Below are 15,391 nucleotides of genomic sequence, written 5' to 3' on the forward strand. Positions count from 1 at the left end.
GCACCGCGTTCCTCCGGTGCGGGATCATCCGGTCAGGAGGCGTGCAGGCGCTCGGCTTGTCGCGCAACGCCTTCGGTCATGCCGGTGAATCCGCGCCGCAGCGCCTTGCCGAGCGCGAGTTCCACGACCGGCTTCAACCAGCCGCCCAGTTCGAAATGCGAGTCGTAGCGGGTGCGGTCCGCGCCGAGCGCGGTGACAGTGTGGGTGCGCCTGCTGTGCAGCGCCCCGAACGGCACCGGCTTCATCGAATAGCTGAACTCCTCGCCGGGAGTGTGGCTGGTGATGAACTCACGCTGGCGTCGCGGCTTCGAGCCGGTGAGGTGGACGACCATGTCGATCGGCGCGCCGACCTCGAGGGTGGAGCGGCATTCGCTGACGAAGGGGTTCCACTCGCCATACCGCTCGAATCCGGTGATCACACCCCACACGACATCGGCGGGTGCGGCTATCTCGACTGTTCCGTCCACGACAAACACACCCAAAACTAGAACCTGTTTCACAGTGGGGTCAACCCCTGCCTCAGCAGTCGGGCAGTGCGGTGCCCTGGTCCGCGCCGTAGCGGTGACCGTGCCCGGGTGGGGCGTCCAGGGCGGCGAGCAGGTCGGCGGTGGTCTGCAGGAAGCTCACCACCGGCAGCCAGCCCGGTACCGGCGCGTCCACGCGCGCGCCGCTCAGATCCGGGGCACGCCACAGCAGCGACGGCGACCAGTGCACCACCGGGTCGGAGGAGTTGGCCAGCACGGTGGCGCCGGTGCGGTGCACGGACCCGACGGGCGGCCCGGCCCACAGCACCGAGCAGGTGCGGCGGTCCTGCTCGGCGGCGTCGGCGAAGATCGCGCTCCCGCCCAGCGCGCCGAGGCTCTGGCCGTAGACGTGCAGGTGCGGCTTCACCGCGAGGCCGGCGATGCGTTGCTCTACCGCTGTGAACAGGGCCCTCGCGGATTCGGCGGCGGCGTCACGGCCGAACAGGAACGTCGCCCAGCTCGGCGCGTAGGAGTACTGCAGGCCGACCAGCGCGACGTTGCCGTGGAAGCGTTCGTCGAGGCCTTTGATCGCATTGGCATCGATCCATCCCGACCCGGTGGGGACCGCGATCACCACATGCGAGCGCGTCAGCCCGCCCGCCCGTTCCAACTCTCGAACCGCCAGCGCGACACGGGAATCCAGGTCTGGCGCCGATTGCACGCCCACGTACACCCGCACCGGCCCGAGCGGCTCCCCGGAGACGAACCGCCTGCCCTCCGCGCCCAGTGACGGCCAGCTGACCGCGGAATCGGCGCTGCCCGAACGCGTCGCCGAGACCGGGCGCGGCACCTCGGGATCGATCGCGGCATTGGCGCTTGCGTACGCGCCGCGCCGCCAGTCGACGATCGAGGGCACACCGAGCAGACCGAACACCGCGGCCACCACCACGCCGACGGCGATCGTGCGAGTGCGGCCGAGAGTGCGTACCACCCAGGCGGTTCCGCGAGCCAGGCCGTAGAGCGCGCCGGCGATCGCCGTCGCACCGAGCGCGCACCACAGCCAGTATTCCGGTCCGATCGCCGGGGTTCCCATCGCCGCGCGCAACCGGTTCTGCCAATGCCCCGCGTGTGCCGTCGCGGCGGCGATCAGCATCGCCGTCGCGCCGAGCACCGGCATCCGCCACCGGGACAGGTCCCCGGCCACACCACACCTGCGCAGGATGAAACGCCCGACGCCCGCGACCCCGAGCACGAGCGCCACCAGCAGGCCCGTCAGCACCGCCTGGGCCATCGGTGTCCGCGGCAGCAGACCGGGCGCGAGGGACATCAGCGTGCCGGCGCCGATGGCCAGTGTGGTGCCGATGCGCGGTGCCCGGAGGGCGTGCCCGCGGCGCCCGCGCGGGACCGGTCTCTCGCGGCCACGACGATGACGCGGGGGCGCGGCCGTCCGGGCGCGACGGAGCCGAGGTGCCGCGACGCTAGCCTCCGGCGAATTCTGAAGGCCGACAAGGGTCTTGGGTGCGGCGGGGGACTGTTCGCGGGTGGCCGCGGCATGCGCCCGCCTGCTCGAACCATCCGGCGGCCGGGTGGCCGGTTGCGGTCGGCGGTGGGTTGGCCGCTCGGACGCGCGAACGCGGGCGGTCAGGGTCGTGGAATCGCTCATCGGGCAACCTCTGCTGTGCTGAAAGGAATGTCGACGGTGCCGGCGGAAGGGTGGACGGGTCAGCTGATGGTGGTTTCGGTGCCGCTCAGATCGCCGGGACAGGTGCGGCGCCCCACGACGCCGGGCCGGCCGGCCGCGTGCGCGCGATCGCGCGACGTCCACGGCCGAGCACGATGACGCCGGTGAGCGCGGTGGCGGTGAGCGCGGCGCCTCCGAACAGCCAGGGCCGGGCGGACGTACTCGCGCCGGCCCCGCCGAGGAAGGATTCGGTGACCGGGACGCCGTAGCCCTGCCGACGCGAATTCAGGTCGACAAAGGTGTCGGCGACCGCGGCCATGGTGTGGCAGCGGCTCCGGGCGAAGGGTGCGGTCCGGGTATCGCAGGCCAGGCTCATCCGCTCACCCAGCCTGCGGTCGATCGCCTGTCGCGCCCACGGGCCCAGCGGTGCGCCCTGCCGATCGGCATACCGCAGCAGGTCGTAACCGAGGTCGTGTGCCTTGCAGGCGGTGTCGAACTCGGCGGGCAACGGCACCGGTGACGAGCAGTCACCGTGCGGGGCGACCAGCAGCCCGTCGACCAGCGCGGGGCGGTAGCCCATCACCTCGGCGAAATCGGCGGGGACGGCGGCGGCCGAACCGGGGCCGCCGGAGGTGAGGTCGGTGACAGCGGCGGTGGCCGAGGGGTCCTGCGGGACGGGCGCGATGGTCGCGGCCTGCGCGGCGGGGGCCAGCATGACGGTGGCCGCCATGGTCGTCAGCGCGGCGGCGGTCAGGGCGGCGACCCGGCCGCGGCGCACTCGGCTGGCGCAAGGGCGGGCGGGGTCGGCCGGCGTCGACGGGCGGAAACCGCGACGGGCGCTGGTCGGTGTGCTCATGATCATCGACGCTAGGAACGCGCGGTCTACCGGGGCGTCCCGCCGCGGAGCGGTTCGCGGGCCGTGCCTGCGGGGGAGCGGTCACCCGGGGTAGGACCTGGGTAGGGGGTCGGAATTCATCCGCCGGTATGAGGCCCACCCGGGCCGGAGTTCCTAGGGTCGTAGCTATGACGGACCCGACTGTCGCGACTACCGACCTCAGCACCCCCGCCGCCCGGCGCCGCGCCCGGCTGCGGCAGCTGAACGCCAGGATGTGGTTCGACCTGTTCACCGTGCTCGCCGCGGTGGTGCTGTTCACCGTGGCCTGGCCGACGCTGCACCTCACCCACGACGTGCCCGCCGCAGTGCAACCGTTCCTCGCCGCGCTCGCGGCCTTCCCGGTCCTGCTCGTCCGGCTCAACCCGTCGCTGGGCTGGGCCATCTCGGCGGGCTCTGCGCTGGTGATCGCCCTGGCGATCCCGCACACACCGGGCAACGACATCCCGTTCCAGGTCGTGCACATCATCACCCTGCACGTGCTGCTGTTCGCGGTGGCGCTGCGGGCGCCGGTGCCGATGATCGTGGTGGTGTGGGGCGCGACCTCGCTGCTGCTCGGCACCACCATGGCCGGTGACAGCGCGTTCTCCGAGTCGGTGTGGGCGTGGCCGGTGTCCTTCGGCGCCATCGTGCTGTTCGCGCTGCTGATCCGGTGGCTGGTGCAGTCGCGCCAGCTGCTCACCCAGCAGGAGGAGGCCAACGAGCTGGAACGGGCCCGGCGCGCCATTCTGGAGGAGAAGGCGCGCATCGCCCGCGATCTGCACGATGTGGTGGCCCACCACATGTCGCTGGTGGTGGTGCAGGCCCAGACCGCGCCCTACCGGGTGGAGGGCGTCACCCCGGCCGCGCGCGCCGAATTCGAATCCATCGGGTCCACCGCCCGCGAAGCGCTCAACGAGATCCGCGGCATGCTCGGCGTGCTGCGCAGCGACGGCCAGCTGCCCGAACACGCGCCGCAACCCACCGCCGCCGACGTCGAGACGCTGTTCCTCGGTGCGAGCCGCGCCGGCGTCGCGATCGACTGGAACGTGGACGGGCCGCTGTCGGCGGTGTCGGATACGACCGGCCTCGCGCTGTACCGGATCGTGCAGGAATCGCTGTCGAACGCCTCCCGGCACGCGCCGGGCGCCGCCGTCCACGTCCGGATCACCGTGTCCGCCGATGTGGAGATCGTGGTGAGCAACGATCCAGGGGCCACCGCCGCCCGCCCGGTCGGCAACGGCGGCCACGGCATCACCGGTATGCGGGCCAGGGCGCTGGCCGCGGGCGGTGAGCTGACCGCGAGTCCGCGCGCGGACGGCGGCTTCGAGGTGCACGCCCGGCTGCCGATCGGCCCCGCCCCGGCACTCGGGGTGCCGTCCTCGACGAGCGTCGAATCGGTGGGCTGAGACCGGATCATCGCCGGGTGGGCGAAGGATGCTGCCCGTGCGCGTCATCGGTCCCGGCGCGGGACGTGGCGCAGGGCGCTTGCTTCCGCCGACGGCAATTAGGGTGGGCGCGTGGCTATAACGGTTCTGATCGCCGACGACCAGGCGATGGTGCGCCAAGGCTTCGGCGCCCTGCTCGCCGCGCAACCCGATATCAGTGTGATCGGTGACGCGCCCGACGGGAAGGTCGCGGTGGCGGAGGCCAAACGGCTGCGACCCGACGTGGTGCTGATGGATGTGCGCATGCCCGAGATGAACGGTCTCGACGCCGCCCGCGCCATCCTCGCGGCCGGCTTCGATCCGCCGGTGCGGGTGCTCATGCTCACCACGTTCGACATCGACGATTACGTCTACGAGGCGCTGAGCATCGGTGCCAGCGGGTTCCTGCTCAAAGACGCACCTGCCGAGGAACTGGTGCGCGCGGTGCGGGTGGTCGCCGACGGTCAGGCCCTGCTCGCGCCGACCGTCACCCGCCGCCTCATCGCCGACGTCACCAGTCGCCGCGCCGCCGCCCGCGCCAAACCGGCTCCCGCCCTTGCCGCGCTGACCCCACGTGAACGGGAAGTGCTCGAGCTGATCGCCAAGGGCATGTCCAATACCGAGATCGCCGAGGCGCTGTTCGTCGCCGAGCAGACCGTGAAGACCCACGTGTCGAAAGTGTTCGCCAAGCTGGACCTGCGCGACCGCGCCCAGGCGGTGGTACTCGCCTACGAATCCGGGCTCGTCACCCCTGGTTGATGCGTTGACCGCAAACGCGTCGCGGCCCGGTAGGCTCACGGGGCCGTCTGTCACCGGAAGGGGGTCGCGTTGCTCAACAGCGGTGACGTTTTCGCCGGGTTCACCATCGAGCGACTGCTCGGCCAAGGGGGCATGGGATCGGTGTACCTGGCCCGTCATCCCCGGCTGGACAAGCAAACCGCGCTCAAGCTGCTGAACCGGGATCTGTTCGCCGACGCCTCGGTACGCGCGCGTTTCGAACGCGAGGCCGACCTGGCCGCCCAGCTCGACCATCCGAGCATCGTCGCGGTCTACGACCGTGGCACCGAAGCCGATCAACAGTGGATCAGCATGCAGTACATCGATGGCGCCGACGCGTCGTCGGTGACCGCGCTGACCCTGCCGCCCGAACGTGCGGTGCAGATCATCGAAGGGGTCGCCGACGCCCTCGATTACGCGCACGGCATCGGCGTGCTACATCGGGATGTGAAGCCGGGCAACATCTTGCTGGCCCGTTCCAGCGCGGGCCACGGCGAACGGGTATTCCTCACCGACTTCGGCCTGGCCCGCTTGCGGGCGCAGACCACCCAGCTCACCCAGCAGGGCATGTTCACCGCCACCCTGGCCTTCGCCTCGCCGGAGCAGATGACCGGCTCCGAACTCGACGGCCGCTCCGACCAGTACTCGCTGGCGTGCACGCTGTATTGGCTGCTCACCGGTATGGCCCCGTTCGATTCGCCGAACCCGGCCGACATCATCCACGGCAATCTGCAACTGGCCGCGCCGCCGCTGGCGGTGAAACGGCGCGGGCTGCCGCAGTCTCTGGATGCGGTGCTCGCGGTCGCGATGGCCAAGCATCCGAGCCACCGTTTCGGCACGTGTGTGGAATTCGCCGCGGCCGCCCGGCACGCGCTGAGCAACCCGGGGTATCAGCCGGTGCCCCCGCGCGGCGCGCCGCCGGCGGCCTACCCGCCGCCCGTCGCGGGGTATCCGGCCGTGCCGCCGATGGCCCAGGCCCCGGCTGCCGCGCCGATGCCCCCGGCCCCGGCTGCCGCGCCGATGCCGCAGTACCCGCCGGCGGCGCCGATGACCCCGGCCGCGCCGCCGTATCCGGCCCAGCACGGTATGCCCGACCAGACCGCCAGCGCGGGCTCGGCGGCACCGCAGGTTCCTCCGGCTCCTCCGGCTCCGCCGGCCGGGCAGCCCTCCTATGCGGTACAGCAGAGTGCGCCCGTCGATCAGGCACCTCAGCCGGGTGGTCCGGCGGCCCAGGGCGTCGCTTCATCCGCCGGACCGCCGGGCGGCGGTTCCTTCGCGCCGTCGCCGGCGCGGGGGCAGCCCGGCGCCATGCCGCTACCTGTGGAAAGCGTTACCCCACAAGCGGTTCCCTCGACCGCGTCCGGTTCGGACTCGCGCGGGCAGGCCGATCCCGCAGTAGGATCCGAGGCACAGCAGGCCGGGCCGAACGGGCACGAGACACCCGCTGGGTCCAGCGTCGGGACCGATTCCGGGAACTCGGGAGCCGGCGGTGCGGTCGTGAGCGACTCGACCAGCGGCACCGGTCATCCTGGGGAGTCCGCCGGTACCGGCGACGCCGCTGACACCGGCGGCAACGACAACAGCAACCATCCGACCACGGTGACCGCCTATCCCGGATCTCAGGCCGCGTCGTCGCTTCGGCTCAAAGGCGAACCCGCACAACCGGCGTCACCGGACGCCGGTAACGGGTCGTCCGGCGCGCCCGCAACCGCCGCCCCGCAGGGGCATCGGCAACCCGCGCACAACGGCGGCCCGGGATTCGGCGCCGCACCTCCGTACGCTCCGAATCCGCATCCGGGGCAACAAGCTCCGGTCAAACGCGGCAGCAGTCCGGCATTGATAGCGGTGTTCACCATCGTCGGCTTCCTCGTGGTACTGCTGGTGCTCGCGGTCGTGGTGCTCGTGGTCGGCGGCGACGACAGCGACGAGGCCGCTGCCTCGGCAGGGTCCACGTCGACGTTCACACCGGCGAAAGACATCACCCCGCAGGAGGATCCGGTCGAGCGCAGCCGCCGCATCTTCCCGAGCCTGCTACCGCAGGGAACAGCCGACACCGGCCAGGGGTATCAGGGTGCCGTGTGCACCGCCTACGAGCCCGATGATCCGGTACGCATCGAAGACCGCGCACTGTCGTCACGCCCGTGGACAACGGTGTGGGAGTGCCGTCGCCGCGTCGAATCCGATACGCACATGAGCTACACCATCGTGGTGTACGAGGACGCCGACGATGCGCGGGCTGTGCTCGGCGAACTTCCGCCCAATTCCCGCAGCACCGGGGCCAAGAGCGGGGCGGCGTACACCTCCTACCACTGGATCGAGCCGGAACCGGACGGGCCGCTGACCACCACCCATCTGGTGGTGGGTTTCGGCGGTGCCGATCCGATCCGCGCGAATGCCTTGATCTCGGTGCGGCACTCCGGTCCGATCGCCGACGAATTCGGCCGGCTGTCCTCGGAGAACGCCGTCATGCAGTGGTGGGCGGACGCGCCGCTGTAAACCACCGACGGCCGGCGTTGCCGATAGCGAACGGCCCGGTGCGCGGCAGATCGCGTACCGGGCCGTTCGTCGTCACCCGTCAGTCGACGGCCAGCGCCTCCACGATCGGCATCCGCGCCGCGCGCACGGCGGGCGGGATCGAGCCGAGCAGCGCCAGCAGCAGCGCGAGCGTGCCGTAGACCAGCAGCAGCGGGCTCGGTTCCCACACGACGTCGATGGTCATCGCATGGCCGATCGCGATGGTGGACAGATACTGCACCACCACGCCCACCACCAGACCGATGGCCGCGCCGGTGATGCCGATGCCGGCCGCCTCGGCCAGCACCGAGCGCAGCAGGAACTTGCGGCCGGTGCCCATGGCCCGCAGCACACCGAGTTCGCGGCGCCGATCCAGCACCGACAGCATCAAGGTGTTCAGCAGCGCCACCGTCGCCACCAGCACCACGATCCACAGGATGGCGTTGCTCATCGACGTGCCCTGCCGCAAGCTCGCCGAAATCGCGTCCACCGCTTCGCTTCCGGACTGGATACTCAACTGCGGCCCGGCCAGCTCGCGGATCGCGGCCTTCGCCGCCGCGACGTCGACGCCCGGTTTCAGGTCGATGCCGATGATGGTCTCACCGGGCCGCTGATACCACTCGTGTAGTCGCGAAATATCCATCACCACGATGCCGGAGATCACCGAGAAGTACGGGATCACCTGCACCACCCGCACCGTGTGGTCGCCGGTCGGGGTCGGCAGCGTCAACTCGTCGCCCACCTCGGCGCCGAGCGAGCGCGAGACATCGCGGGAGAGCACCACACCCGTGCCGGTGCCCATCTGCTCGGCGCTGGCCGGCGTGATCGCGCCCTGCACCTGGGTGACGACGTCGGAGGGGTACCCCTGCAACATCACCCGTCCGGTACCGAGGGTCGCGAATGCCATCTGTCCCGCGCGTGCCTGCTCCACCTCGGGGAGCGCGGCGATCTTGTCCACCAGGCCCTCCGGTAGCAGTGGCCCGGTGGGGAACTGCTCCATCGACACCGGGCTCACGTACAGATCGGTATCGCCGAGATCCTCGAACGAGGTCGTCGCCGAGTCGACCAAATTGCTCGACGCCCCACCCGTCGACACGGTCGCCGCGACGCCGATCATCACCGTCATCATCGTCGCCCATACCCGGCGCGGCGCGCGTTCGAGTGTGGTCGCGCCCAACGCTCCCGGTGCGCCGAACCAGCGCGCCACCACGGCCGATGCTCGCACGATCGGCCCGGTCGCCGCGAAGCACAGCGCCACCGCCGCGCCGAACGACAGTGAGATCGCGGCCAGCGAGAAGCGCCCGAGGTCGGTGCGCGCGATGACGACCGCCGCAACGGCCAGCGCGATACCGAGAACGGCTGCGGCCCAGCGCAGCACCGGACTCGTGGCATCGCTGCGCCCAACCCCGATCGGCACCAGCGCCTCGATCGGCTGCACCTTGTACACCTGACGTGCGGCGATACCCGCAGCGGCGACACTGGCCAGCACACACGCCGCGATCGCCAGCGGTACCGCGTACCCGGGAACCATGTATTCGGTGCGGGCCTCGACCGATTGCACGATCGCCGCGGGCAACTGCGCGATCGAGACCCGGCCCATGAAGATGCCGACCACCGCGCCCACCGCACCGCCGAACAAGCCGAGCAGGGCGGCCTCGACCAGCAGATCGCGCACCATCGGCCCGCGTTTGCCGCCGATCGCGCGCAGCAGCGACAGGGTGGGCCTGCGCTGGGCCACCGCCATGCTCATCGCGTTGTAGATGAGGAACGCGGACACGATCAGCGCGGCCGCCGCGGCCATCAGCGTCGAGTACCGCACGATCATGATCGCGCCGCCGGCCTGCGCGGTGCGCAAACCGGGATCGGCGACCACAGCCCGTCCATCGACCGCGTCGGTCAGCGCGGCGCGTAGCGCCTCGATATCGGTGCCGGGTGCGGCGAGGATCTGCACCGAATCCAGCCGCCCGGCCCGATCGGTGATCTTCTGCGCCAGCGGCAACGGTGCGGCCACGATATGGCCGGAGTTGAGTTTGCCGGAGGTCTCGGGATCGAGCACCCCGGCGACGGTGACGGTGGCCGACCCCAGCGGGAACTGCTCACCTTCGGCACGGCCGACCGCGTCACCGACCAGCACCCCGTTGGGCACCGAGAGCAGCTTCGCGGCCATGGCGCTCATCGGCCCGGCCAGTTCGCTGCCGAGGGCGGCGACGGAGGCGTCGGCACCGATCAGGAGCGTGCGATCCGCACCGGTGCCCACCTGGGCACGCAACATCGGCACCGCACGCTCCACGCCAGGAGTGGTGGCGATCGGCGCGAGCAACGCCTGTTCGAAACCGGCATCGGTGATGCCGGTGATCTCGAGGACCGCATCGCCGCCGAGTCCGCGGGTGAGCCGGTCGACCGATCCGGTGACCGAGCCCGCGATGCTGAGGACCGAAACCAGCAGGCCGGCCGAGACACCCATGACGGTCAGCGACATCATGGTGCGCCCGCGGTGGGCGAGGAGTTCGCCGATATTGAACAGCCGTAGCCGATCCCATGCGGCGCGGATCATGCGTTGACCGTCCGCTCGGCACGCTCGTCGGAGCCGATCTTGCCGTCGCGCAGGGTGATCACCCGGTCGCAGTAGCGAACCGCACCCATATCGTGGGTCACCATCACCACCGAATTGCCCGATCCGGCCACCTCACCGAGCAGTTCGAGAATCGAGGCGCCGGTCTTGGAATCGAGGTTGCCAGTGGGCTCGTCGGCCAGGATCAGCGGCGGGTCCATGATCAGCGACCGTGCCACCGCCACCCGCTGCATCTGACCGCCGGACATTTCCGCGGGCCGGTGTTCGGCCCGCTCGGCCAAGCCGACCCGGTCCAGCAGCTCCAGCGCGCGCGGCTTGGCCTTGCGTAGTCCGGTGCCGTCGAGCAACTTCGGGATGGCGACGTTTTCCCAGGCCGACAGCGTCGGGAGCAGATTGAAGAACTGGAACACGAAACCGACCCGGTGCCTGCGGAATTCGGATTGACGCTCCTCATCGAGGCTGCCGATCTCCTCACCCTGGAATCGGATCGAACCCGAGTCGGGGCTGTCGAGCGCGCCGAGCAGATGCAGCAGCGTGCTCTTGCCCGAGCCGGACGGTCCGATGATCGAGGTGAATTCGCCCGCCGCGATGTCCAGGCTGATCCCGTCGAGGGCGCGTACCACCTGGTCGCCGACCAGATACTCCTTGTTGACGTTCGACAGTTCCAGCACGGCTGGTTGCGTCATCGCGTTCCCCGCCCTCTCTCTAGCGTGTATTTCGTTGGGTAGGCGCGTGTTCGACGACGCCTCCGGGATCGGCCGGTGCGACGCTACCGTGCCATCGCCTCGGCCGCGCTCGGGTGGCGTCGATTCGGGCCGTCCAGCAGCGCATGGAGTTCGGGCTGTTCGGCGCACAGTTCGAGGTAGGCCTCCAGCTGCGGCCTGCCCTGTTCGTGGGCTTCCTCCAGCTTGGCCTCCAAGTGCACGTTCCACCGGTTGCGCAGCGCCAGCAGCAGCCCCTGCCGCCCACCGAAGAGGCGGTCGAGATCGGGCAGGCCGTCGAAGAGATCGGGGCGGTGCGGATCGATGGCAGCGCGAGCGAGCACGGTGTGCATGATGTCGATGCGGGTGTGCTGATCTTCCCAGGTCATGGCTTCTGGCCTTTCGTGAGCTGGGTCTTCGGGTTTGCGGGAGCCACGCCACTCGAGAGCGTCGATTCACGCTACAAACGCGGCCGCGGCGTTGTCGTCGTGCCAGGGACGCGAATTCTTCTCCTACCGTGGGTGGAGAGGCAGCCCGATCACCGGACGATGTGCCGGAGCCGGCCGGGCGAATATCCTGGCAGGATGAGTGCGAGCAGCGTCACACCCGAGCCGGGGTTCGTCGGCCCGGTGGCGCCGTTCCGGGAGAGCGGGCGCCTCCGCGATCGGATCGTGGCCTTCGTACGCAGCCCCTGGGCGGTGTTCCGGCGCAATCTCGACGAATTGCCGTTCGACTATCCGCCCGGCGTGGTCATCATCGCCGACCTGGCGTTCTTGCTCACCGGTATCGCCGCCACCGTTCAGCGGCACGAGTACTTCCCGTCGGCGCTGCCGCTGCTGGCACTGGCGCTGTTGTTCGCCTCGCTGCCGCTGTTCGCCTTTCTCGGTGTGGTACCCACCCCGGCCCAGCTGATGGTCACCTCGCTGGGCGCCACCGTGATGTATCTCGCGCAGCCCGTCGCGACCGATTTCGCGCCCTTCGTGCTGGTCGTCGCGGCGGGCGAGGTCGCGGCGATCTCCTCGAAACGGGTCAGCGTGCCCTTTGTGGTGGTCTCGATCGGCCTGCTGGTGATGTTCGACAGCTTCGGCAAACTGCCCTGGCTCGAGGATTCGGTGCCCCTCGAGGGCATGCCGATGTACGCACTGGGCATCGTGCTCGGCTGGATGGTCGGCGTCATGCTGCAATCACAGCGGCGGTTCCTCTACCAGGAACGCGAATACCAGGGCATCCGCGCGGCCCAGGCGGCCGCCGAGGAACGCAGGCGGATCGCCCGTGAGGTGCACGACGTCATCGCGCATTCGCTCAGCGTCACCCTGTTGCATCTCACGGCCGCACGGCACTCGCTACAGACCGACCGCGATGTCGACGAGGCCGTCGATGCGCTGACCGACGCCGAACGTCTCGGCCGCCAGGCCATGGCCGATATCCGCCGCACCGTGGGGCTGCTGGACGGGCCGTCCAAGAATCTGGCCGAACCGAGCGCCGAGGACATCGCCGCCCTGCTCGATGATTTCGCGCGGGCCGGGCTGTCCATCGACGCGAAGATCACCGGCGACCTCGACTCGGTCTCCGCCGCCGTCGGTCTCGCGCTCTACCGCATCGGCCAGGAGTCGCTGGCCAATGTCGCCAAGCACGCGCCGGGCGCCGATGTGTGTTTCCGGCTGACGGTCGATCCGCTGACCGTCACCCTGGCCGTCGCGAACACCCTGCCCGCCGGCTCGCTCACGATCGGGACAGGAATGGGACTGACGGGGATGCGCCATCGGGCCGAACTGCTCGGCGGCCGGATGACCGCGGGACCGGATGGCGACGGCTGGTCGGTCGAGGCGCGATTTCCGCACGCTCCGCCACGGACGAGCGTGCTCTGCGGGTGGTTGACCGGCGGACTGCCGGTGACCCTGGGACCGAGGGGACGGCGCGACCACGATGTGGCCTTCGGGCCGAGTGGTCCGATAAGACAGGAGAACGCGTGACCACTGCGGCAACGGAGACCACGATCGCGGTCCTGGTGGTCGACGACCAGGAGTTGGTTCGCGGCGGACTGCGCCGGATCCTGCGCCGCCGCGACGGTTTCGTCGTCACCGAATGTGCCGACGGTGACGAGGTCGTTTCCGCCATTTCGGCCGAACCGCCCGACGTCATCCTGATGGATCTACGGATGAAACGGGTCGGCGGCATCGAGGCGACCCGGCTGGTCCGGATGCGCCCGGATGCACCGCCGGTGCTGGTGCTGACGACCTTCGACGACGATCAACTGCTCTCCGGGGCGCTGCGCGCCGGCGCGGCCGGATTCCTGCTCAAGGATTCCCCGGCCGAGGATCTCATCCGCGCCGTGCGCACCGTGGCAGGCGGTGGCGCCTGGCTCGACCCAGCGGTGACCGGCCGGGTGCTGTCGGCGTATCGCACGGTGCGCCCGGCGACACCGACGGATGCCAGGCTGGCCGAGCTGACCGCCCGCGAGTACGAAGTCCTCGAGCTCATCGGCCGCGGCCGGGTCAACTCCGAAATCGCTCGTGAGCTCGGCATCTCAGAGGTCACCGTGAAAAGCCATGTCGGACACATATTCGGCAAGCTGGATTTGCGCGATCGAGCCGCCGCGATCGTGTTCGCGTTTGACCACGGGGTGGTCTCACCAGGACAATCCACTGTTTGACGGGCAGGTTCCGGTCCCGGACCGCACGGTCGCAGACGACCGCGACCAGCGCCCGGGAGTGGAGGATTGACACCGGTGGTGGCACCTGGGTCCGACGTGGGAAAACGGTTCGGGCCGTACGAGTTGCGGTCGTTGCTGGGCAAGGGGGGCATGGGTGAGGTCTACGAGGCCTACGACACGGTCAAGGACCGGGTAGTCGCGCTCAAACTGCTCTCCGACGAGCTGGCCCAGGATCCGGAGTATCAGGTCCGGTTCCGGCGCGAATCGCAGGCCGCGGCGCGGCTGGCCGAACCACACATCATCCCCATCCACGACTGGGGCGTGATCGACGGCAGGCTGTTCATCGACATGCGGCTGGTTCCCGGCTCGGATCTGCGCACCATCCTGCAGACCAGTGGCGCGCTGAGCCCGCATCGCGCGGTGTCGATCATCGAGCAGATCGCCGCGGCCCTCGACGCTGCCCATGCCGACGGACTCGTGCACCGCGACGTCAAACCCGCCAACATCCTGGTCACCGAGGCGGGCTTCGCCTACCTCGCCGATTTCGGTATCGCTCACACCGAAGGCGACAGCGCCATCACCATGGTCGGCGTCGCCATCGGCTCCTACACCTATATGGCGCCGGAGCGCTTCGATATCGGCCCGGTCACCAGCCGCGCCGACATCTATTCGCTGGCATGCGTACTGCACGAATGCCTCACCGGCGCCTCGCCGTTCCCCGCGGCCAGCATGAGCGTGCTGATCCGATCGCATCTGGCCGAACCGCCGCCGCGTCCGAGCGTGCAACGCCCCGGCGTGCCCGCCGCGCTGGACGCGGTGATCGCGCGCGGCATGGCCAAGGATCCGAACGACAGGTTCCCCACCGCGGCCGAACTCGCCCGCGCTGCCCGGGCCGCGCTGCCTGCCGCCGCGGGTGCGCCCGCGGCCGGGTCGGCGCCCGCGACCGGTGGTTTCGCGCGTTTGGTGGTGCGGCCGCCGGATCCGTCGCGGACCGGCGAGCTGAGCGCGGTGGCGCCGGAGTCGACCGGCGAGGTGTCGTTGCCCGTCATCCGTCCGAGCGGACCGACCGAGGTGAGCCCGACCGAAACCCAGTTCACGCTGCCGACCCAGGAGATCGGGGTGGCGCCGGGAACCGGGCCGGTGCCGCAAGTGCGCCCGTTCCCCGACGCGCACCTGTACGAGGGTGCGCAGCTGCACCCCGCGGTCGATCCCGCCGCGCGACCCGATCTGCCCGACTATGCGGGCCCGGCCGCGCCGACCCTGCTGGGCGGGATCGCCGCAGCGGCGTCCACCGGCTCCGGCGGCGAGTCCGGCACCGCACCGCGCGGCCACGACGGAGGTGACGCACCGTACCCGCCCAGCGAGACGACCCGCGTCTACGGCGCCGCCGAATCCGCGCCCACCGCCCGCCATCCCGGCGCCGCCGGGTACCGCGACGACGAAGACCGCGGCGGCTACCCGGCCGATCAGGAAACCCGCTTCTACGGCGCGGGTGGCTTCGGCGCACGCCCCGACGACGACCGAGCTGCCGATGACGGGCCCGCGGGCGGCTACCCCGCCGATCAGGAAACCCGGATCTACGGCGCGCCGGTGGAACCGGCTCCCGGCCACGCACCCGCCTATGGCTCGTCACCGGGATATCCCCAGCCGGCCGGTTACGGCGCACCCCCGCCCCCGCCCTACGGCGAACCCGCCGGTTACGGCGCCCCCGACCCGCGGGCCGGCGGATAC

General features: G+C 70.5%; 12 protein-coding genes. 6 read left to right on the forward strand and 6 right to left on the reverse strand.

The features are described 5' to 3' along the window. Positions 1-32 precede the first annotated feature (32 nt). The 3 genes from GV790_RS26700 to GV790_RS26710 form a co-directional block, all read right to left on the reverse strand. Positions 33-467, reverse strand: a complete 435-nt coding sequence (locus GV790_RS26700) for an SRPBCC domain-containing protein (protein WP_280212698.1) — start codon at positions 465-467, stop codon at positions 33-35. Between the two features lie 52 nt (positions 468-519). Further along, positions 520-1,791, reverse strand: coding sequence for an alpha/beta-hydrolase family protein (locus GV790_RS26705; RefSeq protein WP_175586012.1), 1,272 nt, complete (start codon positions 1,789-1,791; stop codon positions 520-522). Positions 1,792-2,212: 421 nt separating this feature from the next. Next, positions 2,213-3,001 (reverse strand): hypothetical protein, encoded by a 789-nt coding sequence (locus GV790_RS26710; protein WP_256673545.1) that lies wholly within the window; start codon positions 2,999-3,001, stop codon positions 2,213-2,215. Between the two features lie 167 nt (positions 3,002-3,168). On the opposite strand from GV790_RS26710, the gene GV790_RS26715 reads away from it, so the two are divergent. The 3 genes from GV790_RS26715 (at position 3,169) to GV790_RS31700 (ending at position 7,716) form a co-directional block, all read left to right on the forward strand. Continuing rightward, on the forward strand, positions 3,169-4,425 hold the full coding sequence (locus GV790_RS26715) for a sensor histidine kinase (protein WP_163817218.1): 1,257 nt from the start codon (positions 3,169-3,171) through the stop codon (positions 4,423-4,425). Positions 4,426-4,536: 111 nt separating this feature from the next. Next, positions 4,537-5,202: a response regulator gene (locus tag GV790_RS26720; RefSeq protein ID WP_036538541.1), complete on the forward strand. Its 666-nt coding sequence runs from the start codon at positions 4,537-4,539 to the stop codon at positions 5,200-5,202. A gap of 69 nt (positions 5,203-5,271) precedes the next feature. Next, positions 5,272-7,716 carry a serine/threonine-protein kinase gene (locus GV790_RS31700; protein WP_163817220.1) on the forward strand — a complete coding sequence of 815 codons (2,445 nt, stop codon included), beginning with the start codon at positions 5,272-5,274 and terminating at the stop codon, positions 7,714-7,716. Between the two features lie 79 nt (positions 7,717-7,795). Here the strand turns inward: GV790_RS31700 and GV790_RS26730 are convergent, their stop codons facing one another. The 3 genes from GV790_RS26730 to GV790_RS26740 form a co-directional block, all read right to left on the reverse strand. Beyond that, a complete protein-coding gene (locus GV790_RS26730) occupies positions 7,796-10,288 on the reverse strand; it encodes an FtsX-like permease family protein (RefSeq protein ID WP_163817222.1) in 2,493 nt (830 codons plus the stop codon). Continuing rightward, entirely contained in the window at positions 10,285-10,992 is a 708-nt protein-coding gene (locus GV790_RS26735; protein WP_163817224.1) for an ABC transporter ATP-binding protein, read from the reverse strand. Before GV790_RS26735 ends, GV790_RS26730 begins: the two co-directional genes overlap by 4 nt. A gap of 83 nt (positions 10,993-11,075) precedes the next feature. Next, positions 11,076-11,396, reverse strand: coding sequence for a hypothetical protein (locus GV790_RS26740; RefSeq protein ID WP_163817226.1), 321 nt, complete (start codon positions 11,394-11,396; stop codon positions 11,076-11,078). Between the two features lie 195 nt (positions 11,397-11,591). Between GV790_RS26740 and GV790_RS26745 the strand changes: the two genes are divergently transcribed. The 3 genes from GV790_RS26745 to GV790_RS26755 all read left to right on the forward strand — a co-directional run. Further along, positions 11,592-12,980 carry a sensor histidine kinase gene (locus tag GV790_RS26745; RefSeq protein ID WP_163817228.1) on the forward strand — a complete coding sequence of 463 codons (1,389 nt, stop codon included), beginning with the start codon at positions 11,592-11,594 and terminating at the stop codon, positions 12,978-12,980. Continuing rightward, positions 12,977-13,660, forward strand: a complete 684-nt coding sequence (locus tag GV790_RS26750) for a response regulator (RefSeq protein ID WP_163817230.1) — start codon at positions 12,977-12,979, stop codon at positions 13,658-13,660. The genes GV790_RS26745 and GV790_RS26750 overlap by 4 nt, the downstream gene beginning before the upstream one ends. A 75-nt stretch (positions 13,661-13,735) precedes the next feature. Then, a partial coding sequence (locus tag GV790_RS26755) for a serine/threonine-protein kinase (protein ID WP_375139429.1) occupies positions 13,736-15,391 on the forward strand: 1,656 nt, incomplete at its 3' end.

Source organism: Nocardia cyriacigeorgica (genome assembly GCF_010858045.1).
GTDB classification, from domain to species: Bacteria; Actinomycetota; Actinomycetes; order Mycobacteriales; family Mycobacteriaceae; genus Nocardia; species Nocardia cyriacigeorgica_E.

Bases quoted from the DNA above. Each gene is read 5' to 3' on its own strand.
- GV790_RS26740 (WP_163817226.1), bottom strand. From the start codon at position 11,396: ATGACCTGGGAAGATCAGCACACCCGCATCGACATCATGCACACCGTG.
- GV790_RS26710 (WP_256673545.1), bottom strand. From the start codon at position 3,001: ATGAGCACACCGACCAGCGCCCGTCGCGGTTTCCGCCCGTCGACGCCG.
- GV790_RS26715 (WP_163817218.1), top strand. From the start codon at position 3,169: ATGACGGACCCGACTGTCGCGACTACCGACCTCAGCACCCCCGCCGCC.
- GV790_RS26705 (WP_175586012.1), bottom strand. From the start codon at position 1,791: ATGTCCCTCGCGCCCGGTCTGCTGCCGCGGACACCGATGGCCCAGGCG.
- GV790_RS26730 (WP_163817222.1), bottom strand. From the start codon at position 10,288: ATGATCCGCGCCGCATGGGATCGGCTACGGCTGTTCAATATCGGCGAA.
- GV790_RS26735 (WP_163817224.1), bottom strand. From the start codon at position 10,992: ATGACGCAACCAGCCGTGCTGGAACTGTCGAACGTCAACAAGGAGTAT.
- GV790_RS26745 (WP_163817228.1), top strand. From the start codon at position 11,592: ATGAGTGCGAGCAGCGTCACACCCGAGCCGGGGTTCGTCGGCCCGGTG.